The sequence below is a fragment of the Aeromonas dhakensis genome (assembly GCF_002285935.1).
GTDB lineage: Bacteria > Pseudomonadota > Gammaproteobacteria > Enterobacterales > Aeromonadaceae > Aeromonas > Aeromonas dhakensis.
Genome location: NZ_CP023141.1, coordinates 2,264,108 through 2,290,571, shown reverse-complemented (window position 1 = coordinate 2,290,571; position 26,464 = coordinate 2,264,108). Strand labels below are relative to the sequence as shown.

General features: G+C 63.9%; 16 protein-coding genes. 10 read left to right on the top strand and 6 right to left on the bottom strand.

The features are described from left to right. The first annotated feature begins 167 nt into the window (after positions 1 to 167). The 5 genes from CK627_RS11010 (at position 168) to CK627_RS10990 (ending at position 8,409) form a co-directional block, all read left to right on the top strand. A complete protein-coding gene (locus tag CK627_RS11010; protein ID WP_010633387.1) occupies positions 168 to 1,814 on the top strand; it encodes a tetratricopeptide repeat-containing response regulator in 1,647 nt (548 codons plus the stop codon). Between the two features lie 60 nt (positions 1,815 to 1,874). Further along, positions 1,875 to 2,837: an ion channel gene (locus tag CK627_RS11005; protein WP_054544437.1), complete on the top strand. Its 963-nt coding sequence runs from the start codon at positions 1,875 to 1,877 to the stop codon at positions 2,835 to 2,837. A 112-nt stretch (positions 2,838 to 2,949) separates the two neighbouring features. Next, the gene (gene xthA / locus CK627_RS11000) at positions 2,950 to 3,756 is read left to right on the top strand and encodes an exodeoxyribonuclease III (RefSeq protein WP_005302963.1); all 807 of its coding nucleotides are present in this window, start codon (positions 2,950 to 2,952) and stop codon (positions 3,754 to 3,756) included. Positions 3,757 to 4,095: 339 nt separating this feature from the next. Then, positions 4,096 to 5,295, top strand: a complete 1,200-nt coding sequence (locus CK627_RS10995) for an efflux RND transporter periplasmic adaptor subunit (protein WP_005302965.1) — start codon at positions 4,096 to 4,098, stop codon at positions 5,293 to 5,295. Positions 5,296 to 5,304: 9 nt separating this feature from the next. Continuing rightward, a complete protein-coding gene (locus tag CK627_RS10990; protein WP_095592346.1) occupies positions 5,305 to 8,409 on the top strand; it encodes an efflux RND transporter permease subunit in 3,105 nt (1,034 codons plus the stop codon). Positions 8,410 to 8,533: 124 nt separating this feature from the next. Here the strand turns inward: CK627_RS10990 and CK627_RS10985 are convergent, their stop codons facing one another. Continuing rightward, positions 8,534 to 9,718 carry an OmpP1/FadL family transporter gene (locus tag CK627_RS10985; protein WP_095592345.1) on the bottom strand — a complete coding sequence of 395 codons (1,185 nt, stop codon included), beginning with the start codon at positions 9,716 to 9,718 and terminating at the stop codon, positions 8,534 to 8,536. Positions 9,719 to 9,974: 256 nt separating this feature from the next. Between CK627_RS10985 and CK627_RS10980 the strand changes: the two genes are divergently transcribed. The 4 genes from CK627_RS10980 (at position 9,975) to CK627_RS10965 (ending at position 15,850) form a co-directional block, all read left to right on the top strand. Continuing rightward, positions 9,975 to 10,412 (top strand): hypothetical protein, encoded by a 438-nt coding sequence (locus CK627_RS10980; RefSeq protein ID WP_005302969.1) that lies wholly within the window; start codon positions 9,975 to 9,977, stop codon positions 10,410 to 10,412. A 309-nt stretch (positions 10,413 to 10,721) separates the two neighbouring features. Beyond that, a complete protein-coding gene (locus tag CK627_RS10975; RefSeq protein WP_095592344.1) occupies positions 10,722 to 12,239 on the top strand; it encodes an efflux RND transporter periplasmic adaptor subunit in 1,518 nt (505 codons plus the stop codon). 73 nt (positions 12,240 to 12,312) lie between these two features. Then, on the top strand, positions 12,313 to 15,462 hold the full coding sequence (locus CK627_RS10970; RefSeq protein ID WP_095592343.1) for an efflux RND transporter permease subunit: 3,150 nt from the start codon (positions 12,313 to 12,315) through the stop codon (positions 15,460 to 15,462). 31 nt (positions 15,463 to 15,493) lie between these two features. Next, positions 15,494 to 15,850 (top strand): copper-binding protein, encoded by a 357-nt coding sequence (locus CK627_RS10965; protein WP_095592342.1) that lies wholly within the window; start codon positions 15,494 to 15,496, stop codon positions 15,848 to 15,850. Positions 15,851 to 15,923: 73 nt separating this feature from the next. Here CK627_RS10965 and CK627_RS10960 read toward each other — a convergent pair whose 3' ends face one another. Both CK627_RS10960 and lplA read right to left on the bottom strand, forming a co-directional pair. Continuing rightward, positions 15,924 to 17,618, bottom strand: a complete 1,695-nt coding sequence (locus tag CK627_RS10960; RefSeq protein ID WP_095592341.1) for a pyridoxal phosphate-dependent decarboxylase family protein — start codon at positions 17,616 to 17,618, stop codon at positions 15,924 to 15,926. 176 nt (positions 17,619 to 17,794) lie between these two features. Continuing rightward, positions 17,795 to 18,808, bottom strand: coding sequence for a lipoate--protein ligase (lplA, locus tag CK627_RS10955; protein WP_095592340.1), 1,014 nt, complete (start codon positions 18,806 to 18,808; stop codon positions 17,795 to 17,797). A 438-nt stretch (positions 18,809 to 19,246) separates the two neighbouring features. Between lplA and CK627_RS10950 the strand changes: the two genes are divergently transcribed. Next, complete coding sequence (locus CK627_RS10950; RefSeq protein WP_095592339.1) at positions 19,247 to 21,682, top strand: diguanylate cyclase domain-containing protein; 2,436 nt, start codon at positions 19,247 to 19,249, stop codon at positions 21,680 to 21,682. A 69-nt stretch (positions 21,683 to 21,751) separates the two neighbouring features. On the opposite strand, the gene CK627_RS10945 is transcribed toward CK627_RS10950, so the two are convergent. The 3 genes from CK627_RS10945 to CK627_RS10935 are packed head-to-tail and all read right to left on the bottom strand — an operon-like array spanning position 21,752 to position 26,462. Then, on the bottom strand, positions 21,752 to 24,937 hold the full coding sequence (locus CK627_RS10945; RefSeq protein ID WP_095592338.1) for an efflux RND transporter permease subunit: 3,186 nt from the start codon (positions 24,935 to 24,937) through the stop codon (positions 21,752 to 21,754). Beyond that, on the bottom strand, positions 24,930 to 25,979 hold the full coding sequence (locus CK627_RS10940; protein WP_095592337.1) for an efflux RND transporter periplasmic adaptor subunit: 1,050 nt from the start codon (positions 25,977 to 25,979) through the stop codon (positions 24,930 to 24,932). The genes CK627_RS10945 and CK627_RS10940 overlap by 8 nt, the downstream gene beginning before the upstream one ends. A 36-nt stretch (positions 25,980 to 26,015) precedes the next feature. Then, entirely contained in the window at positions 26,016 to 26,462 is a 447-nt protein-coding gene (locus CK627_RS10935; RefSeq protein ID WP_017765698.1) for a YeeE/YedE family protein, read from the bottom strand. Positions 26,463 to 26,464 lie beyond the last annotated feature (2 nt).

Sequence of the window (26,464 nt, the reverse complement as noted above, 5' to 3'; positions counted from 1 at the left end):
TGCAATCCAGCGCCCGCTTGACCGGGATCAAGGGCCGCGGCGGTTTTTTTCAGGCCCGGCGCCCCCTTGCCAGAGGAAAAACAGCGGCGGCATGGATGTTCAATTGCCTGTCTGCGCGCTTTGGTGGCACACTTCTGTTATCCGCCCGTAGCGCCCTGACCAGACAGATGCAGACACCGGAATCCGAGCCAGAGAAAAAAGCCCCACCCAAACCGAAGCGCATCCTGCTGGTCAACGAACAGCGCTCCTTTCAGGTGATGATGAAGGCGATGCTGATCAACATCGGCATCAGTCGCATCACCTATGTCAACTCGGCCGAAGAGGCCAGACGGCGCTGCCAGAAAGAGTCCTTCGACATCTACCTCATCGATTACGAGCTGGGGGTTGGCGAGAACGGTCGCCAACTGCTGGAGAGCCTGCGGGATCAGAAGCTCATCCCGCCCCAGAGCGTGGTGATCATGGTGAGCGGCGACAGCTCCCGCGCCATGGTGCTGAGCGCTCTGGAGGCCGAGCCCGACGAATACCTGATGAAGCCCTTCTCCCAGGAGCAGTTCTCGTTTCGCCTCAAACGTGCCCTCGCCCGCCGTCAGGCGCTGGAGAGCGTGTTCAGCGCCCTCGCCGAGGAGAACCTGACCACCCTGCTCGCCGCCTGCGCCGAGCGGGCCGATGCGGTGCCACGCTTTGCCAACTTCTGCCGCTGTCTGCAGGCCGATACCCAGCTCAAGCTGGGCCAGGCCAAGGAGGCCCGCAGCCTGATGCGCCAGCTGCTGGCCGGCCAGGAGAACAGCTGGGCCCGGCTCACCCTCGGCAAGGCGTGCCACACCCTGGGTCTGCACGAGGAGGCGGTGAGCCACCTGCAGGCGACCCTCAAGAACACCCCGCTGATGGTGGAGGCCCACCTCTGGCTGGCGGAATCCCTGCTGGCGCTCGGCAATGACGAGCAGGCCCAGCAGGAGCTCAAGCGGGCGGTGGACATCTCGCCCCAGTCGGTACAGCTCTCCCGCCGGCTGGCGGAGGTGTGTCTGCTGCGCCACGACTACGCCCAGGCCAAGGACGTGCTGCTCTCCCTCATCGACCTGTCGCGCAACTCGATCCACCGCACCCCCCACTATCTGGGGGCCTATATCCAGGCGCTGACCCTCTACGCCCTCAACAGCAACGACATCTACCACATCGCCAACCTGCAAAAGCAGGTCAACTCGGCCCTGTCGCGCATTCGCGATTCGTTGATGATGGCGGAGTTCAACTACCCGGTGTTCGAGCAGATCTGCCAGGCCCGGGTACAGATCGCCCTGGGGGAGCTGCTCAAGGGCAAGAAGATGCTCTACCGCGCCAACCAGAACTGGCTCGATCAACCGGCCACCATGCCCCCCAGCCTGCTGGGCGAGACCATACTCGCCCTCTATCAGCTCGGCGAGTTCGAATATGCCGAGAGCCTGCAGGCACTGCTGGCCGAAGACGAGGATCGGCTGCTCACCACCTGCATCCAGGCCACCCGCGACGACAAGACGGTGCTGGAACGCCGCCAGCGCTACCAGCAGCTCAACGAGCTGGGCATCAAGGCCTATCAGTCCGGCGAGCTGGAACAGGCGCTCGGCCACTTTCGCGAGGCGCTGCGCCGGGCACCCGCCAATACCGGCGCCGCCCTCAACAAGATCCAGGTGCTGCTGCAGCTGATGCAGAAGAATCGCAAGAGCCCGGAGTTTGGCGCCGAGTGCAAGGAGACCCTGGAGGTGCTGGACGGCATCCCCCTCAATCCGGCCCAGCAGGACCGTTTTCGCAAGCTGCGTCAGGAGTTTACCCAGCTCAGCTGACCCCGCTCGCCGGCCGCTCGCCTATGCTGATACTGACTCGGCAAGGGGAGGAGACGGGCGATGGCCATGTGTCGATACCTGGTGGCGGACGGCCGCCACTGCAGCGAAGAGGCGGGGGAGCATGATCTGTGCCGCTGGCATGATCCCCATGGCCAGCATCAGGATCCCCACACCGCCCGCGAGCTGGAACACTACATCCACCAGGGCGGCCTGTGCCACGGCCTGCAACTGGCCCGCGCCAACCTGGCCGGGCTCAATCTGGTGAAGAAGGGCTCGCCGCACGGCTTTCTGCTGGAGCAGTGCAACCTCTACCGGGCCAATCTGCAGGGGGCCCACCTCTACGGTTTGCGCATGAAGGGGGGCAGCCTGATGAAGGCCGATCTGAGCGATGCCAACCTGCACTGCGCCACCCTCGACGACGTCAACCTGCTCGGCATCCGCTGGCACAACACCCGCCTCGACAACCTGGATACCGGCAAACGGCTGATGCAGGACAGAAAGGGGCGCCGCGAGCGGGACCCGGCGCAGGCCCGGATCTGGTTCAAGGAGGCCGAGGAGACCTACCGGGATCTGCGCAAGGCCTCGGAAGCCCAGGGCATCTTCACTATGTCCGGCCGCTACATCCAGCAGGAGCTCACCATGCGCCGGCTGCAGCTGCCATTCTGGTCCGGCCGCCGTTTCACCTCCTGGATAGTCGATCTCTTCTGCGGCTACGGCGAGGCCCCCATGCGGGTGGTGCTCTTCTCCCTGCTGCTCATCTTCATCTGCAGCCTCTTCTACTTCTTCTTTGGCCTGAGCTTCAACGGCAACCACCTCGTCTACCGACCCGGCGCCCCTTTCGAGCAGAACGCCATCTTCCTGCTGGAGTGCCTCTACTACAGCGTGGTGACCTTCACCACGCTGGGATACGGGGATTTCACCCCGGTGGGGCTGTCGCGGATCTTCGCCGCCTTCGAGGCCTTCACCGGCAGCTTTACCCTGGCGCTGTTTGTGGTGGTGTTTGTCAAGAAGATGACCCGTTAAACCCAGGCGCAACGGGCGTACCACCCCAGAGGTGGCAGCTCGCCTTCACTTGCATCCACCGCCGATTCCTAGTCCAATAGCCACTTATAAAAATGACATGAGCATCCCGGACATGAAGATCATCTCTTTCAATATCAATGGCCTGCGCGCCCGTCTGCACCAGCTGCAAGCCATCATCGACAAGCATCAGCCGGATGTGATCGGCCTGCAGGAGATCAAGGTACACGACGAAGCCTTCCCGCTGGCCGATGTGGAGGCCATGGGCTATCACGTCGAGTTCCACGGCCAGAAGGCCCACTACGGGGTCGCCATCATGAGCAAGCAGAAGCCGGTCAAGGTGGAGAAAGGCTTCCCCACCGACGATGAAGAGGCCCAGCGCCGCATGATCATGGCCACCTTCGAGCGCGAAGACGGCTCCCTCATCAAGGTGATGAACGGCTACTTCCCGCAGGGAGAGAGCCAGGATCACGAGACCAAGTTCCCGGCCAAGCAGAAGTTCTACGAGGATCTGCAGCACTACCTCGAGACCAATCACACCCCGGGTGACCAACTGGTGCTGATCGGGGATATGAATATCTCCCCCACCGATCTCGACATCGGCATCGGCGAGGCGAACCGCAAGCGCTGGCTGCGGGACGGCAAGTGCTCCTTCCTGCCCATCGAGCGCGAGTGGATGGAGCGTCTGAAAGGGTTCGGCCTGACCGACACCTTCCGCGCCGCCAACCCCACCGAGTGCGAGCGCTTCTCCTGGTTCGACTATCGCTCCAAGGGCTTTGACGAGAACCGCGGCCTGCGCATCGACCTCATCATGGCCTCCGACGCCCTCAAGGACAAGGTGACCGAGACCGGCATCGACTACGAGCTGCGCGGCATCGAGAAGCCCTCCGACCACGCCCCCATCTGGGCCTGCTTCGCCTGATAACGACAACTGAGGGGGCATTTGACGCCCCCTCTGTGACCAAGCCCCCACTTCCCCCGTTTTTTCCTTCTTATAATTTCTCCCTGAGCCCTCGCATCCGGGCAACACCACGCCGAAAGAGGCCTGCGGGCTGACACAGACTATCGCTGACCCCTCGCTCCCATGCCGCCAGATGCAAACAACTTTCACTGCCGAGCAGCTTGGGTTCAATATTCGTGCTTTATCATTAAAAAACTGTCAGTAATCCAATCAGTTAAATTTGTAACCATGCAGTTAACCATGTTCATGAAGAGAAAGGGTGGGTGCGGCAATCGTGCACCATCCCACAGGAGTGTGATGATGAAGGTGCAATCCGTCAGGGAAGAGATGTTCAAGCGCGGCTGTATCGCCCTGGCACTGGCCAGCGCACTGACCGCCTGTGGTGATGAACCCGCCGCCGGTGCCCAGGCACTGCCGCCGGTGCCCGTGGTGGTGGCCGAGGTCAAACTGACCGACGTGCCGCTGACCACCGAGATGGTGGGCGAGACCGCCGGCTTTCGCGAGATCGACGTGCGCTCCCGGGTGAGCGGCATCCTGCTCAAGCGCACCTACATCGAAGGGCAGCCGGTCACCGCCGGTCAGGCGCTGTTCCTGATCGACCCCGAGCCCTACAAGGTGGCACTGGAGCAGGCCAAGGGCACCCTAGCCCAGGAGCAGGCGCGCCTCAACAAGGCCCGCGCCGACCGCGATCGCATCATCCCGCTGTTCAAGCGCCAGGTGGTGAGTCGCAAGGACTATGACGACACCATCGCCAACTACGAAGCCGCCGTCGCCAGCCACCAGGCCGCCCAGGCCAAGGTGAAAGAGGCCGAGCTCAACCTCAGCTATACCCAGGTCACCGCCCCCATCAACGGCATGGCGAGCAAGAGCTCCCAGTCCGAGGGGAGCCTCATCTCCACCAGCGGCGAGAACGGCCTGCTCACCACCATCACCCAGTTCGACCCGCTCTACGTCAACTTCTCCTACTCGGAGCAGGATCGCCTCAACTTCGATAATGCGGTGAAGCAAGGGTTGATTGAAGCCAAGGACGCCACCAACTGGCGTACCCACATCCGGCTGGCGGACGGCTCCGTCTATCCCCAGGCGGGCAAGCTCAACTTCTCCGACAGCCGGGTCGACCCGGCCACCGGCACCATTCGCGCCCGCGCCATCTTCGACAACAAGAACGGGGTTCTGCTGCCCGGCCAGTTCGTGCGCATGACCATCGATCTGGGCACCCGCAAGAACGCCATCGTGGTGCCGCCCCGCGCCATCGTCCAGTCCCAGGCCGACCGCATGGTGATGGTGGTGGATGCCGACAACAAGGTGGTGCCCCGTCCGGTCAAGCTGGGGTCGGTGGTCGACAGCGGCGTATTGATCGACAAAGGCCTGCAGGCCGGCGATCGCTACATCGTCGAGGGGCTGATGAAGGCTCGTCCCGGCGCCGTGGTCAAACCGGTTTCCGCCGAGGAGATGAAGGCGATCAACGCCAAGATCACCCAGGGTGCCGCTGGCAAATAAGGAGCCCCCATGTTTTCCAAGTTCTTTATCGAACGCCCCATCTTCGCCAGCGTGATTTCGATCATCATAGTGCTGGGCGGGATGGCGGCAATGCGCGCGCTCCCGGTGGAGCAGTATCCCCAGATCACCCCCGCCGTGGTCTCGGTGACCGCCTTCTACCCGGGTGCCACCCCGGAGGTGATCTCCCAGACCGTGGCCGCCCCCATTGAACAGCAGGTCAACGGGGTCGAGAACATGATCTACATGCAATCCGGCTCCGCCTCCAACGGCCAGATGAACCTCAACGTCTACTTCGACATCGGGGTCGATCCCGATCAGGCGACCATCGACGTCAACAACCGGGTCTCGGCCGCCATGGCCCAGCTGCCGGAAGAGGTGAAAAAGCAGGGGGTGACGGTGCGCAAGAAGTCCACCTCCATCCTGCAGGTGATCACCCTGCAGTCCCCCAGCGGCTCGTTTGATACCACCTATCTGTCGAACTACGCCCTGCTCAACATCATCGACGAGCTCAAGCGGATTCCCGGCGTGGGGGACACCTCCCTGTTCGGTGGTACCGACTACGCCATGCGGATCTGGCTGCGCCCGGACCGGCTGGCCCAGCTGCAGCTCACCCCGAGCGACGTGATCGGCGCCATCCGCGAGCAGAACACCCAGTTCGCGGCGGGCAAGATCGGCTCCCAGCCCACCAGCACCCCCACCGACTTCACCTACACGGTGCAGACCAAGGGGCGCCTCGATGACGTGAAGGAGTTCCAGAACATCATCATCCGCGCCATGCCGGACGGCTCCAAGATCCGGGTCAAAGACGTGGCCCGGGTCGAGCTCGGCGGCAAGGACTACGACGTGCTGGCCCGTGCCAACGGCAAGCCGGCCATCGGTATCGCCACCTACCTGCAACCAGGTGCCAACGCGGTGGCGGTGGCCGATCAGGTGCGCGAGACCATGGATCGCCTGCAGGGCCGTTTCCCGCAGGACGTGGACTACCAGATCCCCTACGACACCACAGAGTTCGTGAAGATCTCCATCGAGGAGGTGGTCAAGACCCTGCTCGAGGCGATCGTGCTGGTGTTCGTGGTGGTCTATCTGTTCCTGCAGAACTTCCGCGCCACCCTGATCCCCTGTATCGCGGTGCCGGTGTCACTCATCGGTACCTTCGCCGGCATGCTGATGCTGGGCTTCTCCATCAACCTGTTGACCCTGTTCGGCATGGTGCTCGCCATCGGTATCGTGGTGGATGACGCCATCGTGGTGCTGGAGAACGTCGAGCGGATCATGAGCGAGAAGAAGTGCTCCGCCAAGGAGGCCGCCATCCTCGCTATGCAGGAGGTCTCCGGCCCCGTGGTCGCCATCGTGCTGGTGCTCTGCGCCGTGTTCCTGCCGGTCGCCTTCATGGGCGGCATGACCGGGGTGATGTACAAGCAGTTCGCCATCACCATCGCCGTGTCGGTGGCCATCTCCGGCCTGGTGGCACTCACCCTGTCGCCGGCCCTGTGCGCCATCCTGTTGAAAGAAGGCCACCACCAGCCGGCCCGCTTCTTCGTCTGGTTCAACAATGCCTTTGATCAGCTGACCCGCCGCTATGTGCGCGGGGTGGCCTTCCTCAACCGCCGGGTCGGCGTGGCCTTTGGCATCATCGCCATCATCCTCGCCAGCAGCTATGTGCTGTTCCACAAGGTGCCGGGCGCCCTGGTGCCGGACGAGGATCAGGGTTATCTCATCGGCTCCGTGATGCTGCCCGATGCCGCCGCCCTGACCCGTACCCAGGCGGTTGCCAATGATTTTGACAAAATGGCCATGGCCAACCCCAGCGTGAAGGACGTGGTCACCTTCTCGGGCTTTGACATCCTGTCCGGCTCCATCATCAGCAACCGAGGCCTCACCTTCATCACCCTGAAAGACTGGAAAGAGCGTCAGGGCGAGGGTCAGGACTCCTTCTCCCTGGCCAAGACCTTCCAGGGGATGAGCCTGATGGGGCTGGCCGATGGCTTCACCGCCACCTTCAACCCGCCTCCCATCCAGGGCATGTCCACCACCGGCGGCCTCGAAGGCTATCTGCAGAACCGCGGCACCGGCGACGTGCACGCCTTCGCGGGCGAAGTGCAACGCCTGATCGATGCCGCCAAGCAGCGCCCAGAGTTCGCCAGCGTGAGCACCACCTTCCGCGCCAACGTGCCCCAGGTCTACCTGGATCTCGACCGCGAGAAGGCCAAGGCGCTGGGGCTGCCCATCAACGCCGTGTTCGACACCATGCAGGCCACCTTCGGCCAGGTCTACGTCAACGACTTCAACCAGTTCGGTCGTACCTACCGGGTCCAGTTGCAGTCCGAGGCGGACTACCGCGCCAAGAAGGATGACATCCGCAACGTCTATGTGCGTTCGAACAGCGGCGAGATGATCCCCCTCACCAGCCTGGTGACGGTGCGCGATGCCACCGGCCCCGAACTGGTGGAGCGTTTCAACATCTTCCCGGCCGCCAAGATCATGGCCCAGCCGGCGCCTGGGGTGAGCTCGGGTCAGGCCATTGCCGCCCTGGAGGAGATCGCCGCCCAGACCCTTGGCAACGACGCCAAGCTGGAGTGGACCGGCGCCGCCTACCAGGAGAAAGCGGCTGCAGGTAGCGCCGCCACGGCGTTTGGCTTTGGCATCGTGATGATCTTCCTCATCCTGGCTGCCCAGTATGAGCGCTGGAGCCTGCCGTTTGCGGTGATCACCGCCGTGCCGTTCGCCCTGTTCGGCGCCCTGCTTGCCACCTGGGCCGTGGGGCTCACCAACAACGTCTACTTCCAGATAGGTCTGGTGACGCTGGTGGGGTTGGCGGCCAAGAACGCCATCCTGATCGTGGAGTTCGCGGTGATGAAGCATGAAGAAGGGATGACCCTCATCGAGTCGGCCCTGGAGGCGGCGCGCCTGCGTTTTCGCCCCATCGTGATGACCTCGCTGGCGTTTATCCTCGGCTGTGTGCCCCTGGTCACCTCCAGCGGCGCCGGTGCGGCGAGCCGCCACGCCCTCGGCTGGCCGGTCATCGGCGGCATGCTGGCGGCGACCTTCATCGCCATCTTCTTCATCCCGCTCTTCTTCCGCCTCATCATGCGGCGCTCGGAGAAACGGGCCTGACCACTCAAGTCACGCTCACCCGGCCCCTCCCTCAAGGAGGGGCTTTTTTATCGTCACCGTTCGCCGGCGCGCCTGCGGCGAGAGAACACACAACCGGCTACCTCCCAACGCGACGAGTCAGGCCTCAGAACTGGTGCTGCACCCCGATGTTGAAGAAGTTCAGGTAGCTGTTGTTGTAGGTACCTGACAGCTGGGGGCGACCGATCCCATCCTGCTCCACTGCCATATCCCCCAGCCAGGCCAGGGTATAGCTGGCTTCCAGTCTGGTGGCTGGTGTCAGCTGATAGCTGGCCCCCAGACCCCAGCGCCAGCTCTCGCCCAGCGGGAGGGTAACAGTGCGGTGCACGTCGTCCACTGCGCTGCTGTCATAGCCGATGCCGCTGCTCAGGCGCAGGGCCGGCGTCACATCAAACTGGGTGCCCAGGCTCAGGTGCCAGGTGTCCTGGTACTGCATGTCAAGGGTTCGGCTCTGCTGTCCCGACGCGAGATCCACCTCGCCAAAGCGGGACCACTGCTGCCAGTTGGCACTGGCCAGCAAGGCCCATTGCGGGTTGAGCTGGTGATAGCCACTCAGGGTCAGGGTCTGCGGGATCATCATCTCCACCCCCAGCCCGGCCCCATTCAGCCGGCTCAATGGCTGATCGTCCAGCTCCCACTTCAATTCGGAGACGTAGCTCAACCCGATGCGGGAGTCCTGATCCAGCTCGTAGAGCACCCCGAAGGAGGCGCCATATGCCCAGTCGCTGTCGGAAAATGCCTGACTGGTTGAACCGTTCGGCGTCATGTCCAGTGAGGCCTCCAGCGCCCCATGCATGGCGATCAGGCTGGCCCCCACCGACCAGTGGTCATCGACGCGATACGCCAGGCTGGGAGCAAAGGCGATCCCGGTCAGCTTGGCGGACTGCACATAGCCACGCCCCTGCCACCCCTCGCCATAATCGATCCCCAGCCCGTGGCTGCCGAAAAGTCCGAGGCCGGCGACCCACTGCTCATCGAGGGCGTGGGTCAGATAGAGGCTGCCGAGCGGGGCGCTCTGCAGGGCATTGCCGCCGTTGTTGCCCTCCTGCTCCAGATCCAGCTCGAGGTCGCCGTATACAGCGCCGCCATTGACCTGCAACTGGGTGCCTGCCAGCCTGGTCATGCCGGCCGGATTGCTGGCGATGGTCTCCGCCCCCTGGGCGCGGGCGGCTGCCCCTGCGTTGGCCAGGGCACTGTTGGCCGCGCTGGTTTCATACAAGGCAAGGCCGCCGGCCATGGCAGAGGGACTCAGCAAGGCTGCAAGCATCAGCGTCAGCCGTCGTTGCTGCATATCGTTACTCCCGAACAATGAACTGGATGGAGACTCGCCAGAGAGACAGCTCAAACACCCGGTTTGACGTCCTGGCAACCTCTGACCGGTACGCATCCTAACGAGAGAAGAAGCCAGCTTCATTAGGGTTGTCTATACGCCATCGTTAAGTGACGCTTAACGATTCATCAGCCCCCTCTCTGACACGCCCGGGGCCATTGACCTTCTCCTCAAGGCAAGGTTTACAGTGCCCCCAGTCATTGTCAGGATTTTCCCCATGCTCTCATCGAGATTGCCCACAGAACGCATTGCCCGGCTGCTGCTGGGGCTGATGCTCGTCTGCAATCTCACCCTCTGCATCGGCTGGCACGGGCTGGATGCCCTCAACGCCGCCATGGCGCAAGAGAATCAGGCCATGAGCAGCAGCGCCATGCAGGGACTCTCCTGCCACGGGGCATCCCAGGATGCCGGGGCACCAGATGCCGCCAGCCAGGAGTGCCAGATGCACGGCGGACTCACCTCGAGCAGCAGCCCTGGCTTGCCGCTGCTGGCCGCCCTGCTGACCCTGCTCGCCCTGCCGTTGTTGCTGCTGCCCCTCGGGACGGCCGGCAGCGTGCTGGACAACTGGCTGCGGGATCCCTTCCTGCGATCCCGCGGTACCCACCCTCCCTCCTGGCCGCGCCGACACCTGATGCTGTCGGTGCTGCGCCACTAGAACGCTCTTCTCCCGCGGCCGCGACAAGCCTCGACTTGTCCGTTTTCGGCCGCCTTGCCTGACCCTGTGCCCTGGCCGATTCGGCACACGCACAGGGAGCCGTGCGCACGCTGACCATTCAGCCGCGCCCAGTTTGCCGCCCGGACTCTGGTGATGCCTTGCCTGCACACCCCCTCCGGCGCTCTGACAGAAGAGAAGAAGTATCATGTCATATGCCCCGATCCCCGGCCCCGTGGCCGAACACGGCCGCCCCGCGCCTCTTGCCCACTGCGCCGACCTGCCCCACCCGTCCCGGACAGGAGGTGTGCGATGAGCCGGACCCTGCTGCTATCCACTCTGCTGCTCGCCCTCGGCGCCGGTGGCGGCTACTGGGCCGCCAAACAGACGGACGGTGGCGCCACCGCCAGGGAGAATACACCGCTCTACTGGGTCAACCCCATGGATCCCCGCGACAAGCGCGACGGCCCCGCCAAGGACAACATGGGGATGGACTTCATCCCCGTCTATGAGGAAAAACAGGGCGGCTTCCCTGGCACCGTCACCATCAGCCCCGAGATCCAGCAGAACCTGGGGGTGCGGCTGACCAAGGTGGAGAAACTGCCCGTCCACCAGCAGATCGAGACGGTGGGCTATGTGGGTTATGACGAGGAGCGGCTCGAAGCCATCAACTCCCGGATGGCGGGCTGGATCCGCAACCTCGCCATCAAGAACGAGGGGCAACAGGTCACCAGGGGTAGCTTTATCTACGATCTCTACGCCCCGGATCTGGTGAACGCCCAGCACGAATACCTGCTGGCCCTCAACACCACCAATCCCCTGCTGCTGCGCGCCGCCGAGGGCAAGCTCAAGTCGCTGCAGGTACCGGCGGATCAGATAGCGGCCCTCAAGCGCACCCGCAAGGTGCAGGAGACGGTGCGCATCTACGCCCCGAGCAGCGGCTATGTCTCCGAGCTCAAGGTGCGGGAAGGCCAGTATGTGGAACCCGCCGCGCCCCTGTTCAACATCAGCACCCTCAAGCAGGTGTGGGTGAGCGCCGAGGTGTTCGAGCGCCAGGCGGCCCAGATAAAGGTCGGCGATCCGGTCACCATGACCCTGGACTATGCACCCGGCCGCCGCTGGCAGGGCCGGGTGGACTACCTCTACCCGACGCTTGATGCGAGCACCCGTACCCTGCGGGTCCGCCTGCGCTTTGACAATCCGGACGAGTTTTTGAAACCCAACATGTTCGCCAAGGTGAGCATCAGCACCGGCAAGGGGGAACCCCGCCTGGTGGTGCCGAGCGAAGCGGTGATCCGCACCGGCAGCCAGGACAGGCTGGTGCTGGCGCTGGGCGATGGCAACTTCAAGTCGGTGGCCGTCACCCTGGGCCCCCAGTTTGGTGACAAGGTCGCCATCGATGAGGGGGTCGAAGCCGGTGACAGCATCGTCAGCTCGGCCCAGTTCCTGCTCGACTCCGAGTCCGCCATCGATTCGGACTTCCAGCGCATGACGGCGGTGCGTCCCATGCAGGTATGGACCCAGGGCCAGGTGCAGAACATCGATCTCGCCGGGCGTACCCTAGGCATCTCTCACCAACCCATTCCCGAGTGGCAGTGGCCCGCCATGGAGATGGACTTCACCGTGGCCGACGGCGTGGACATCAGCCAGCTGAAACCGGATCAGACCCTGCATCTGCAGGTGGAGCAGGAGGGGGACGAGTACCGCATCATCCAGATCCATGTGGAAGACAAACCGGCAGAAGACGAGCCGATGAAAAAGGCCAAGGGCGAGATGCCAGGCATGCAAGGCATGGATCACAGCCAGCACCAGATGGGGGATAAATCATGATCCCTGCCATGCTTCGCTGCATTGAGCACAAACCCAATTTGCTGCCAGCCCACCGAATGAGAGGTGTCCAGTCATGATCCCTTCAATCATTCGCTGGTCCGTCAGCAACCGCTTTCTGGTGTTGCTGCTGACCGTCATGCTCACCGCCTGGGGCCTCTGGTCGGTCAAGCAGACCCCGGTGGACGCCCTGCCAGATCTCTCCGACGTGCAGGTGATCATCAAGACTTCCTACCCGGGCCAGGCGCCCCAGGTGGTAGAGGACCAGGTGACCTACCCGCTCACCACCGCCATGCTGGCGGTGCCGGGCGCCACCACGGTGCGCGGCTACTCCTTCTTCGGCGACTCCTTCGTCTATGTGCTGTTTGACGACAGCACGGACCTCTACTGGGCCCGCGCCCGGGTGCTGGAGTACCTGAGCCAGGTGGCCCCCAATCTGCCTGCCGGGGCCCAGCCCCAGCTCGGGCCGGACGCCACCGGGGTAGGTTGGGTCTACCAGTACGCGCTGGTGGACAAAACCGGCAAGCACGACTTGAGCGAACTCACGTCACTGCAGAACTGGTTCCTCAAGTACGAGCTGCAGACGGTGAACGGCGTCTCCGAAGTCGCCACCGTAGGCGGCATGGTGCGCCAGTACCAGGTACGGGTCGATCCGGACAAGCTGCGCGCCTACGGCATCCCGCTCTCCCTCATCGAGACCGCCATCAAGCAGGGCAACCAGGAGACCGGCGCCTCCGTCATCGAGATGGCGGAGGCGGAGTACATGGTGCGCTCGAATGGCTATTTGAAGAGCGTGGAGGACTTAAAACAGATTCCGCTTGGCACCAATGTGCGCGGCGCCCCCCTGCTGCTGGGTGACGTGGCGGACGTAGTCACCGGCCCCCAGATGCGGCGCGGCATCGCCGAGCTCAACGGCGAAGGGGAAGTGGTGGGCGGCATCATCGTCATGCGCTACGGCGAAAATGCCCAGCACACCATAGACGGGGTCAAGGAGCGCCTGGCCGAGCTCAAATCCAGCCTGCCGGAGGGGGTGGAGATCGTCACCGTCTACGATCGCTCCGACCTTATCCAGCGCGCCATCGACAACCTCTCCGGCAAGCTGGTGGAGGAGTTCGCCGTGGTGGTGCTGGTCTGTCTCGCCTTCCTGTTCCACCTGCGCTCGTCGCTGGTGGTGGTCATCACCCTCCCTATCGCCATTCTGACCGCCTTTATCGTGATGCACCTGCAGGGGATCAACGCCAACATCATGTCGCTGGGGGGCATCGCCATCGCCATTGGCGCCATGGTGGACGGGGCCATCGTAATGATAGAGAACGTCCACAAGCACATGGAGCGGGAGGCTCTCACCGACAAGAACCGCTGGCGCATCATCACGGAGGCGAGCATCGAAGTCGGCCCCGCCATCTTCTTCTCCCTGCTCATCATCACCATGAGCTTCCTGCCGGTGTTTGCGCTGGAGGCGCAGGAGGGGCGCATGTTCCATCCGCTGGCCTTCACCAAGACCTACGCCATGGCCGCCGCCGCCGCGCTCGCCATCACGCTGGTGCCGGTGATCATGGGCTATTTCATCCGCGGCAAGGTGTTGCCCGAGCAGGCCAATCCCCTCAACCGTGGCCTGAGCCAGGGTTATATCCCGCTGCTCAACGCCGTGCTGGCTCACCCCAAAACCACCCTCGCCGCCGCCCTGGTGGTCACGATCGCGGGCTTCTGGCCGCTCCAGCACCTGGGCTCCGAGTTCATACCGCCGCTCGATGAGGGGGACATCATGTACATGCCCACCACCGCGGCCAACATCTCGGTGGGCAAGGCGCGGGAGATTTTGCAGCAAACCGACAAGCTCATCCGCACCGTGCCCGAGGTACAGAACGTGTTCGGCAAGGCGGGGCGCGCCGACTCGGCCACCGACCCGGCGGATCTGGTGATGATGGAGACCAGCATCCAGCTCAAACCCCGCGACCAGTGGCGCCCCGGCATGACCCCGGAGAAGCTGAAAGAGGAGCTCGACTCCCTCATCCGCTTCCCCGGCCTCACCAACGCCTGGGTGCCCCCCATCAAGACCCGCATCGACATGCTGGCCACCGGCATCAAGACCCCGGTGGGGATCAAGATTGCCGGGCCCGATCTCAAGGTCATTCAACAACTTGGCCAGCAACTTGAGCAGATCGTTGGCAAGGTTGAGGGGGCCTCATCCGTCTACGCCGAGCGGGTGGCGGGCGGCCGCTATGTGAAGGTGGACATCGACCGGCTCAAGGCGGCCCGCTACGGCCTCAATATCGCCGACGTGCAGGCGGTGCTCGCCACCGCGGTGGGCGGCATGGAGGTGGGCCAGACCATAGAGGGGCGTGAGCGTTACCCCATCAACCTGCGCTATCCCCAGAGCTATCGCGACTCGGTGGCGAGCCTTGAGCTGCTGCCCTTGGTCACCCCAAGCGGTGCGCGCATCGCCCTGGCGGACGTGGCCCGGGTCTATATCAGCGACGAAGCCCCCATGCTGCGCAGTGAAAACGCGCGCCTCAACGGCTGGGTCTACGTGGACATCCGCGGCCGCGACATCGGCTCCTTCGTGAAGGAGGCCAAGGCCGAGGTGGGCAAGCAGCTGGTGCTGCCATCGGGCTACGCCCTCAGCTGGTCAGGTCAGTACGAATACATGGAGCGGGCCATGGAGCGACTCACCTACGTGGTGCCGCTCACCGTCGCCATTATCGTGCTGCTGCTCTATCTGGCGTTTCGCCGCTTCCAGGAGGTGCTGCTCATTCTCACCACTCTGCCACTGGCGGTAGTGGGCGGGATCTGGACCCTCTGGCTGCTCGACTTCAATCTCTCGGTAGCGGTGGGGGTGGGCTTTATCGCCCTGGCCGGGGTAGCGGTGGAGACCGGGGTGCTGATGCTGGTCTACCTCAACCACGCCTGGGACGATCTGGTGGCCAGCGGCAAACCGGACCAGGCCGGCCTGCACCGGGCCGTGGTCCACGGCGCAGCCCTGCGCCTGCGCCCCAAGATGATGACGGTGGTCACCATCATCGCCGGCCTGTTGCCCATCATGTGGAGCCAGGGCACCGGCTCGGAGGTGATGCAGCGCATCGCCGCCCCCATGATAGGCGGCATGGTGACCGCCCTGATACTGACCCTGCTGGTGTTGCCCGCCGCCTATTACCTCTGGCGCAGCCGCACCCTGAAGACCCTCGACCACACGACTGCGCAGACGGATACCCCGACTGCCCCCTGATCAACCGGACAACCCAAACAAGGAAACCATCATGAACTACAAGACGCTGACCCTGCTGCTGGGCCTTGCTACCCACACCGGCCTGCAGGCCGAGGAGATGATGAACCACGAAGGCCATGACATGAGCCAGATGGGTGACATGCAGCAGATGGAGGGAATGCAGGAGAGGGTGATGACCAAGGGAGTCATCAGCCGCATCGACGCGGCAAATGGCAAGGTGGGCATCAAGCACGAGGCCATCGCGAACCTCAAGATGCCCGCCATGACCATGGTGTTCCAGGTGGCCGACCCGGCCCTGCTCAAGGATCTGCAGGTGGGGGATGTGGTGCGCTTCCACGCCGAAAGCCCGGCTGGCAAGCTGACGGTGACGGCTCTTCAGAAGCAGTAACCGGAACCAATAAAAAACGGCGGGATCATCCCGCCGTTTTGCTGTCCGGTTCTCTTTAAATACCGTTCGCCACTCAGCCGCGAATATGTGCGATAAAGGCGTCGATCTGCTCGCGGCCGCAGGCCGGGTTCATGAAGACCGCCTTCTCACCGGCGATATAGGAGTACTTGCCGCGGGCATCGTAGTCGGAGTGGGCGATGGCCTCCACCCAGTTGGTATAGAGCCCCACCTTGCCACGCCCGGTAAACAGGCTGCGGTGATAGTCGGTGTTGCGCTGCAGGCGCGCCTTGTAGGCGGGGTCCGTGCTGCGCGCCAGCTCGAAGGCGAACTCGGCCTCCGGATCGCTTACCCACTCGGGGTTGTAGATCTTGAAGCCCACGCTCGGCCCCTGATTCTCCTGGGCCACCAGCTTGACGTTGCCAAGCTGGCTTAACCGGAAGCGGAAATAGTTGGCATTTTGCAGGCAGTGGGCCAGCACGGTGCGATACCCCTCGACCCCCAGATAGTTGAGGGCCGCATAGGCACCGAACAGGCCGCTCGCCCCGCGGGAACACTCGATGGTGGACTGCAGGTGGGTGTGGCCCTGGATGTCCCGCTCGAAGTAGGAGAAGTTCTCCGGGTCGTTCTCCATCGCCTTGAGGTCGTCCTGCTCCTTGATCATCACCAGGCTAGAGGTGTAGGGCACATAGCCCCACTTCTGGAAGTCAACGGTGAAGGAGTCGGCGTATCTGAGCTCGACGAAGCGGCTCACGTTGCGCTCTATGCCCGCCAGAGTCGCGGCGTTGATGGCGAGCGGGTTGGCGGCAAAGTCGTAATCCAGGAAGAAGATCATCGACCAGCCGATGGCGGCGTCCACGTGGATGTGGGGCTTGACCGCCACCTCGAACCGCTCGCAGAGGCGATCCCGCAGCGCGACCACGGGTTTCACCCGATCCACCCCGAAGGTATCGGTGGTGCCCATGGTGAGCATGATGGTGGGCACCACGTGTTTCAAGGCAAAGCAGGCGGTCAGGGTACGCTCCAGGTGGTCGAGATCGATGTCGTTGTTCTCGCCCACCTGGATGCGGATGGTCTTGTTCTCGATGTCCACCCCGAGCAGGGAGAGGTTGGTGATGTTGGAGTAGTGGCCGCCTTGGGAGTTGATGATGCGGTAGTCCTGATAGTGACCGAGCCCCTTGTGCTTGGCCTCGGACAGGCTCTTGCGAATGCCGAGCAGGTAGCCATAGAGGTTACAGAAGGTCCCCCCCTGGGTGAAGATGCCGGTGGCGCGGGCCGGATCGTAACCCGCCAGCAGGGCAATCTGGCGCACCACCTTCTTCTCCAGCTCCTCGGCCACCCCGGCATACTCGGAGTAGACCAGGTTGGGGTTGGCGAGGATCCCCATCTGGGCGCCGTAGATGGCGGGATCCGCCGACATGGTGACCACGTTCTCGACGCTGGAGGGGTTTTCCCAGTCTTTGGAGAGGGCGCCGGCAAACAGCAGCTCCGCCATGGGCTCGCCCGGCGTGCGCATGGCTTGCGGCACCGGCATGGTCTCGCACAGGTCGGCGAGACGGGCGCAACCATCGGGCCAGGCGTTCAGCCGCGCCGACGGGGCCAGGCCGCGGGCGCGAAACTCGTTGAGGGTGGCGAAGCCGGGTTCACGAAAGACCGGCCAGAGATCGGGATTGCGCGAGAAAAAGTTGGCTTTGACGGTGGCAAAACGGCGGGCGAATTCGGGGGAGACGGCGTTGACGCCCTCATCTTTCAGATAGACCAAGTGATTCATTTTTATACCATTGATACTGCTGAGGTGCGGTTTTTATACTCCAGTGACACCTCTATCAACAGAGACAATAACTAATGGTCTGCCCTACTTTTTGTCATGTTGGCGCCCTGACGGGCGCCGCGCCCCCTCTCCCCTCTTTTCCCCTGTTCATCTTGTGATCCTGGTCATGGGCAAGGTCAGCGCAGGGCGGTCAGCAGCCATGCCGAGAATCCTTCCAGCTCGGAGTTGGCCGAAAACGTCGCCCGCCACTGACGCAGCAACTCCTCGATGGCGTCGGGACGATAGGCCACCCCGGGCAGGCGTGCGGCCAGTGCATCCAGCGGCGCCGGCTCCAGGCTGTCGCTGAAGATCTGCGCCCGCCCTATCACCCCCTTCTCCACATCGAAGTGCAGCTCCACCCCGCCCCAGCCGAAACGCTCGTCCAGCTGATGGGTAAACGCCGGGGCGTGGCCGAAGTTCCACTCCCAGCTGCGCTGGCGGGCGAAGGTCTCGGCAAAGCCGGGCAAGTCTGGCAGCCGCTCGGGGGAGATGTGCTCTGGCCGTACCCGCTCACCGTAGTGGCTGAAGAAGGCCTCGCACAGGGCCTGGCTCACCTGGCCATGGTCGATGCCCGGCAGCAGTTCGCCGAGGTTGGCCACCCGGCTGCGCACCGAGCTGATGCCCTTGGCGGCCAGTTTCTTGGGGTCGGGATTGAGGTAATTGGCGAGCCGGCCAAGATCGGCGTCCAGCAACAGGGTGCCGTGGTGAAAGCCGCGATCATGGGTCTCTCGATAGGCCGAGCCCGACACCTTGCGCTCCCCGTCCGGGGTCGCCACCAGCAGATCGTTGCGGCCGGAGGCGAAAGCCTCGACTCCGAGCCGCTTGAGCGCGTCCAGCACGATGGAGGTGGAAATACTCTTGTCGTACTCCGGCTTGCCCGCCATGAAGGTGAAGCAGCTGTTGCCAAGGTCGTGAAACACGGCGCCGCCACCGCTGCTGCGGCGAGCCAGGGTCACCCCGTCCTCTTCCATGCGGCGGGTATTGCACTCCTTCCAGGGGTTCTGGGCCCGGCCGATCACCACGGTATTGGCGTTGCGCCACAGAAACAGCACCCGCTGATGCGGGTCCATCTGGCGAAAAATGCACTCTTCCACCGCCAGATTGAACAAAGGATCGTGGGAGTCGGACAACAACAGACGCAATCGGGACATGAGAAGGCCTCATCGGGATGGGAGAACCGCTATCATACCACCCGGGCAGCAAGGATCCGCTTCCCCCCCTCCCGCCAATAATTGACTCATAACGCAATAATCGCAGTTTCGACACATTTCGACAGCAAGTTGAAAGTATCCCGTGATACGGCGACACAGACTGACGCATTGCGCTAAAAAGAGCCCAAACTCTCGCGCTTATTGAGGTAATCGACAATCAAATACGACTAAAATGCGACCATTTTTATAGGTCATATGGCTCCGTAATTCTTCGCTTAATTGCCAAAAATAACGAGCAGGAAGGCCAAATGTGATGAATGACACAGAAATCATTTTTTCTGTTACGCATCCCCTGTTATAGCGCCCTTTCGCCCCCTTGCGGGCAACAAGGAATTGTTTGACTCTAGGACGGACCATCGTCTCCCGAGAGGAATGAGTATGAGCGTCGTAAATTCCTCCCTTCATCGCCTGCTCTGGTACCTGCCAATGCTTGGTTCGGCGATGTTTTGCGCCTTTTTTTCACCGCCGTCGAAGGCGGTGATTGACAAGGTGACAGTACAGTTGCCCTGGCAACACCAGTTCCAGTTTGCCGGCTATTACGCGGCCCAGGCCAAGGGTTTCTATCGAGCCGCCGGTCTGGATGTCACGCTGCGACCCGCCATGACCGGCACCGATGTGGTCAACGAGGTGATGTCGGGCAATGCCCAGTTCGGGATCAGCGGCAGCGATCTGCTGCTGGCCCGCGCCAGCGGCCAGCCCATCGTGGTGCTGGCCTCCATGCTGCAGCACTCGCCACTGGTGCTGCTCACCCTGGAGCGACCCGACATTCGCCAGCCGGCGGATCTGGCGGGCAAGCGGCTGATGCTGGAGCCCGGCTCCCAGGAGCTGCAGATCTACCTCAACCGCCACACGCCGCCGGAGAGCTGGATAAAGCAGCCCTACCGGCAGGGCTTGAAGGCATTGCTGGCGGGCAAGACGGACGCCATCAGCGCCTACAGCACCACCGAGCCCTTCTATCTGGCCAAGATGGGCATCCCCTACCGGGTGTTCTCCCCCCGCAGCATCGACTTCGACTTCTATGGTGACAACCTGTTCACCTCGGAGCGCGAGCTGAACAGCCGGCCGGAGCGGGTCTATGCCTTTCAGCAGGCGACCCTCAAGGGGTGGCGCTACGCCATGGACAACCCGGCCGAGATGATCGACTGGATCGTGACCAAGTACCCGAGCGGCGCCGGCCGTGATCTGCTGCAGTTCGAGGCCGACACCACCCGGGAGCTGATGCAGCCCGATCTGGTCGAGCCCGGTTACATGCAGCCGGAACGCTGGCAGCAGATCGCCAGGAACTACCTCGATGCCGGTCTGCTGTCGGCCCTGCCCGATCTGGAGCACTTCCTCTACAACCCGGATCGGGAGCGGATCCGCCAGCAGCGCCAACTGCTCGACAAGAGCGTGGCGGTGGCCATGCTGATCACCCTCTCCCTGCTGACCCTGCTCGGCATCTTCTGCTACCTCTATCTGCGCCTGCGCCAGGAGGCGCGCGGCCGACAGCGACTGACCCGCGAGCTGGCCCAGAGCGAGCAGCACTACCGGTTCGTGGCGGAGAACAGTGCCGACGTCATCTGGACCATGGACACCACCACCCTGCGCTTTCGCTATGTCAGCCCCGCCATCCAGCCGCTCAGCGGTTACGACCCCACCGATGTGCTCACCCTCCCCCTCAGGCAGCTTATTCCGGAGACATCCAGAAAACAGCTGCGCGCCGAGCTGAGCGGCTCCCTCGCCGCCTGGCAACGCGGCGATCACGAGCAGACCCGCTGTGTCATTCGTACCCAGCTGCGTCACAAAGAGGGACATCTGGTGGCCACCGAGACCATCACCACCCTGCACGGCAACGAGCAGGGCCAGCCCGATGCGATCCTCGGGGTCACCCGCGACATCACGGAGCGGGCCGCCCGCGAGGAGATGATGCGCCGGCTCGCCTTCTACGACCCGCTCACCAACCTGCCCAACCGCCGCCTGCTGCAGCAGCGGCTGAAGGAGGTCATGGAGGGCAAGGTGGCCCAGCTCGCCCTGCTGTTCATCGATCTCGACCACTTCAAGCCGATCAACGACACCTTCGGCCACGAGACCGGTGACGTGCTGCTCAACATGGTGGCCGAGCGGATGCGCCACTGCGTGCGGGAGCGGGATCTAGTGGCCCGCCTTGGCGGGGACGAGTTCGTGATCCTGCTGCCCAACACCGGTGACGAGGCGCTGACGGTGGCCGACCACCTGCACCAGCGCCTGCGCCACCCGTTTCGCATCGACGAGGAGCAGGAGCTGCGCATCTCCAGCAGCATAGGGGTGGCCCTCTACCCGGAGCACGGCACCGACCCCAAGACCCTGATGCACCACGCCGATCAGGCCATGTATCAGGCCAAGGGACGAGGGCGGGGGCGGGTCTGTCTCTATACCGCCGGGCTGGATCCGGAACAGGGCTCGCTGGTGTGGCAGAGCAGCCACGAGTGCGGCCACCCGCGCATCGATGCCGAGCATCGCCAGCTGTTCGTGCTGACCAACCGGTTGCTGGAGCACATGAAGGATCATCAGGAGCACCCCGCCCTGTTCCTGGAGTGCATGGAAAATCTGTTCGACGTGGCACGCCACCACTTCACCTTCGAAGAGCAGGTGCTGGCCGAGCTGGGTTACCCCGAGTTCACCAGCCACCAGCAAGACCACCAGCTGCTGCTGCAAAAGGCTGACCAGCTGATGACCGCCGCCAGGGCGGGCACCCTTGGCAACGACGAGTTGCTCAACTTCATCATTCAGGAGCTGGTGGTCGGCCACATGAGCCAGGCCGACCGGCGCTACTTCCCGCTGATGAAGGGGCGCTGAGCCCCGCCAGCCGGCATATCTCCTCCCTGAACGTGTGAAACGAGAAGGGCCACCCGGGTGGCCCTTCTGTCATTGTGCGCCCGGCACATCTGTCGTGCCCCCCTCCGCCCGGCGCGACATCAGGCTGTAGTAGAGCAGCGGGATCACCACCAGGGTGAGCAGGGTGGAGACCAGAATGCCGAAGATGAGGCTGATGGCCAGCCCGTTGAAGATGGGGTCATCGAGGATGAAAAGGGCCCCGATCATGGCCGCCAGCGCCGTCAGCAGAATGGGCTTGGCCCGCACCTGGGCGGCGCCGATCACCGCCTGCTCGAACGCCATGCCGGCGCTGCGCTGCTGCTCGATGAAATCCACCAGCAAGATACTGTTGCGCACGATTATCCCGGCCAGCGCTATCATGCCGATCATCGAGGTGGCGGTGAACTGGGCCCCCAGCAGGGCGTGGCCCGGCATCACCCCGATCAGGGTGAGCGGGATGGGCGCCATGATGATGAGCGGCACCAGATAGGAGCGGAACTGGGCCACCACCAGCAGGTAGATGAGGATCATCCCCACTCCGTAGGCAATGCCCATATCACGGAAGGTCTCGTAGGTTATCTTCCACTCACCGTCCCACAACAGTGCCACTTCCCCCAATTTATCCGGCTGCTGCACATAGTACTGGGGCAAGTCGATACCCTCCCCGGCGGCAAACATGCCGTAGAGCGGGCTGTCGGTGTGGCCCCCCATGTCGGCCACCACCATCACCATGGGCCGCATGTTCTTGTGCATGATATAGCTGGGGGCCACCTCGTCGCGGCGACTCACCAGCTCGGAAACCCGAATGAGCTGCCCGCTCTGGCTGCGTACCTTGAGCGCCAGGATACCGACCAGATCCCGCTTGTCACCGGCCGCCAGCTCGAGGCGAATAGGCACCGGGTACTTGGCCCCCTGACCGTGCAGCCAGCTGGCATCCTGATAGCCCACGCCGCCGTTGAGGGTGGCCACCAGATCGCCAAGTTCGACCCCGAAGCGCGCCGCCTTGCTGCGATCGATCACCAGCCGCCATTTGGGCTGAGGGTCGGTCAGATAGATGTCCACATCCACCAGATCCGCCGTCGCCACGAAACGGGCCTGCACGTCGCGCGCCGCCGCTTCACGCAGCTTCGGCGTGGGGCCATACACTTCCGCGACGATGGGTGACCAGACCGGCGGGCCGGGGGGCACTTCCACTACCTTGAGATTGCCGCCGGCTGCGGCGGCGATGGCCTGCAAGGGGGTGCGCACCGACCGGGCAATCTGGTGGCTGCTGCGATGGCGCTCGTGCTTGTCTACCAGATTGACCTGGATGTCCCCCACATTGGCACCGCTGCGGATGAAGTAGTGGCGCACCAGTCCGTTGAAGTTGATGGGGGCGGCGCTGCCTGCATAGACCTGATAATCCTTCACCTCGGGCACCCTGGCGAGCTCCCGTCCCACCGCCAGCAGGGTGCGCTCGGTCTGCTCCAGGGTCGTCCCCTCCGGCATGTCGAGCACCAGCTGGAATTCCGACTTGTTGTCGAAGGGAAGCATCTTGAGCACCACCCACTGCACCATGGGCATGGCGGCGGCTCCCGCCACCAGCAGCAGGATGACCAGCCAGAGCTTGCGTCTCGCGCTCCTGGCGCCGTCACCGATCAGGAAGGGGGTCATCAGTCGGTGAAAGAGGCCGGCCCTAGCCTCGCCGTGGGCGACATGCCCCTCGCTCTTGAGCAGATGGCCCGCCAGCCAGGGGGAGAAGATAAAAGCCACCAGCAGGGAGATAAGCATCCCCATGCTGGCATTGATGGGGATGGGGCTCATGTAGGGGCCCATCAGACCGCTGACAAAGGCCATGGGCAGCAGGGCCGCGATGACGGTAAGGGTGGCGAGAATGGTCGGCCCCCCTACCTCGTCCACCGCGCCCGGAATAAGTGCTTTGAGGGAGCCCTTGCCAAGACCGCGATGGCGGTGGATGTTCTCCACCACCACGATGGCGTCATCCACCAGGATGCCGATGGAGAAGATCAGCGCAAACAGCGACACCCGGTTGAGGGTAAAGCCCCAGGCCCAGCTGGCAAACAGGGTCAGCGCCAGGGTGATAACGATGGCGATGCCCACCACCAGCGCCTCGCGCCAGCCCATGCTCACCAGCACCAGCAGCACCACCGCGGTGGTGGCGAAGATGAGCTTGCCGATCAGGGTGTTGGATTTGGTTTCGGCGGTGACACCGTAGTCACGGGTCACCGTCACCTCGACCCCGGCCGGGATGAGCCGGTTCTTGAGGCTATCGACCCGGGCCTCCACCCGCTTGGCCACCTCGACCGCGTTCTGCCCGGGCTGTTTGCCGATGGCCAGGGTCACTGCCGGATAGCTCTGCTCACCCTGCCCCATCCAGCTGCGCTGGGTCGGGGTCTCCTCCCCAAGCGCCACCTGGGCCACCTCGCCGAGGTAGACCGGCTTGCCATCGTGCAACCCCACTACCAGCTCGCGGGCCTCCTGCTCGCTCTGCAGGAACTGCCCTACCTGCACCTTGATCTCCCGGTTGTCCTGCACCACGGCCTGCTCGCTGCCCGCCTGGTTGGCGGCGGCGAGCCGCTGGTTGAGCTCACCCCAGCTGATGCCGTGGGCGCTGAGGGCGGCCGGATCCGGCATCACCCGCAGCACGGCGCGCTGGCCGCCCAGGCTGTAGATATCGCGGGTGCCGGGCAATCGCTTGAGCTCGGTCTCCAGCTCGTGGGCGACCCGGGTCAGCTCGGCGGCCCCCAGCTGCTTGCTCCAGAGCGTCAGGCTGACGATGGGCACATCGTCGATCCCCCTGGGTTTGACCAGCGGCTGGCCGACGCCAAGCCCCTGGGGCAGCCAGTCGCGGTTCGAGTCGAGCTGGTTGTTGAGATCGACGATGGCCTGCTCGCGGCTCACCCCCACCTTGAACACCACCACCAGCAGGGCGCCGTCCGGGCGAGAGAAGGAGTAGAGGGTGTCTATCCCCTTGATCTGGGAAATAACCTGTTCGGCAGGGGTGGTGACGAGGGATTCGACCTCCGCCGGGCTGGCCCCCGGAAAGGGGATATAGACGTCGGCGAAGGTGACATCGATCTGGGGCTCCTCCTCCTTGGGGGTCACCAGCACCGCAAACAGGCCGAGCAAGAGCCCCACCAGCGCCAGCAGCGGGGTGATGGCCGAGCCCTGAAACAGGGCCGCCAACCGGCCGGCCGGCCCCAGTTTGTTCTTGTTGTCGTGAGCGTAGTTACTCATGGGCCACCGCCTGCTGGCGCGCCCAGCCATCCGGTGCCACCCGATCGCCGCTCTGGACGCCCGCGAGGATCTCGCACTGCCCTGCCTGGCAATGGCCGACCCGCACCGGCGTCAGCACCCAGCCATCCCCCTCCTTCAGGTAGAGACCGCTGAACTCACCCTGCCGGAGCAGGGCCTGCTCCGGCACCTGCAGCAGCTGACGTTCGCCCTGTTTGAGCTGCACCTTGAGCCACATGCCGGGCAATACCCCCGCGGTTTGCGGCGGCAGGTCGAGGCGCAGCCGAAAGGCGTGGCTCTGGCTGTCGGCATAGTTGAAGCGGGTCAGTTTGAGGGGGGTAACAGCCTTGCCATCCGGCAGTAGCACCTGCGCATCCGACGGCTGGCCGGCGAGGGCCAGCGCGGACTGGGGCAGCTCCACCTCCACCCGCAGGGCATCAAGGGAAAAGCCGGAGAGCAGCGGGGTCCCTGGGGCCACCGTTTCCCCCAGCTCCACCAGCCGCTTGGTGACCACCCCGGCGTAGGGGGCGAGGATGCGGGTATAACCGTAGGCCTCCCGAGCCTGAGTGAGGGCAGCCTCGGCCGCGTTCACCTCGGCGCGGGCAGATCTGTCGCTCGCCAGGGCGCTGTCGAGCTGGGCGCGGGTGATCACCCCCTTGGCAATCAGCGCCTGAAAGCGGGCGAGCTGGCGCTCGGCTTCCACCTGCTGGGCCTGGGCTCGGGCCACTCTCGCCTCGGCGCCGGTCACGGCGGCAAACTGCTCCTTGCCGCTGATCTCCAGCAGCGGTTGCCCCGCCTGCACCTCATCATTCACATCCACCAGCATGCGGGAGACCCGACCGCCGGTCTGGGACGCCACCGTCCCCTGATGGATGGCGCTGACGGTGCCATCCAGGGTGAGCCAATCGGTCACCTGACGGGGAGCCAGTGTCAGGGTCGCCTCGCCATTCGCCTCGGCAGACCATGCCGTCGACAGCGTCATGGGAGAGACAAGCGCAGAGGTCACGGCCAGCAGAATGGCCCCCGGCAAGCGGATCGGTTCCATGATAGTTCTCCTTCCCCGGCAGCGGGGGCAATCCATTCAGGCGGAGCGGGCGTGGCAGCGCTTCTCCCGCACCTTCACCAGGACCCGATCAACCAGCAAGATCCCGGCCACCATGGCGGCTACGAACAACAATATCATGGGCTGGCCACTAGAAATGAGACTCAAGGCAGGCCCAGGGCAGATCCCCACCAATCCCCAACCTATGCCGAACAGGGCAGATCCCCCGATGAGGCGGCGATCCAGCTTGGGGGCTGGCACCACAGCCATAGGCTCTCCCAGCAGGCTCAGGCGCCGCGGCTTCACCAGCAAGAAATAACCCGGCATGAAGACCAGCAGGGCGCCCCCCATCACGAACCCCAGGCTGGGATCCCAGGCGCCGGCCAGATCGAGAAAACCGGTGACCCGGGCGGGGTCTATCATGCCTGAGATGGCCAGACCCAGACCAAACAGCAAACCGGCGAGCAGACTTGTCAACAAGGTCATCG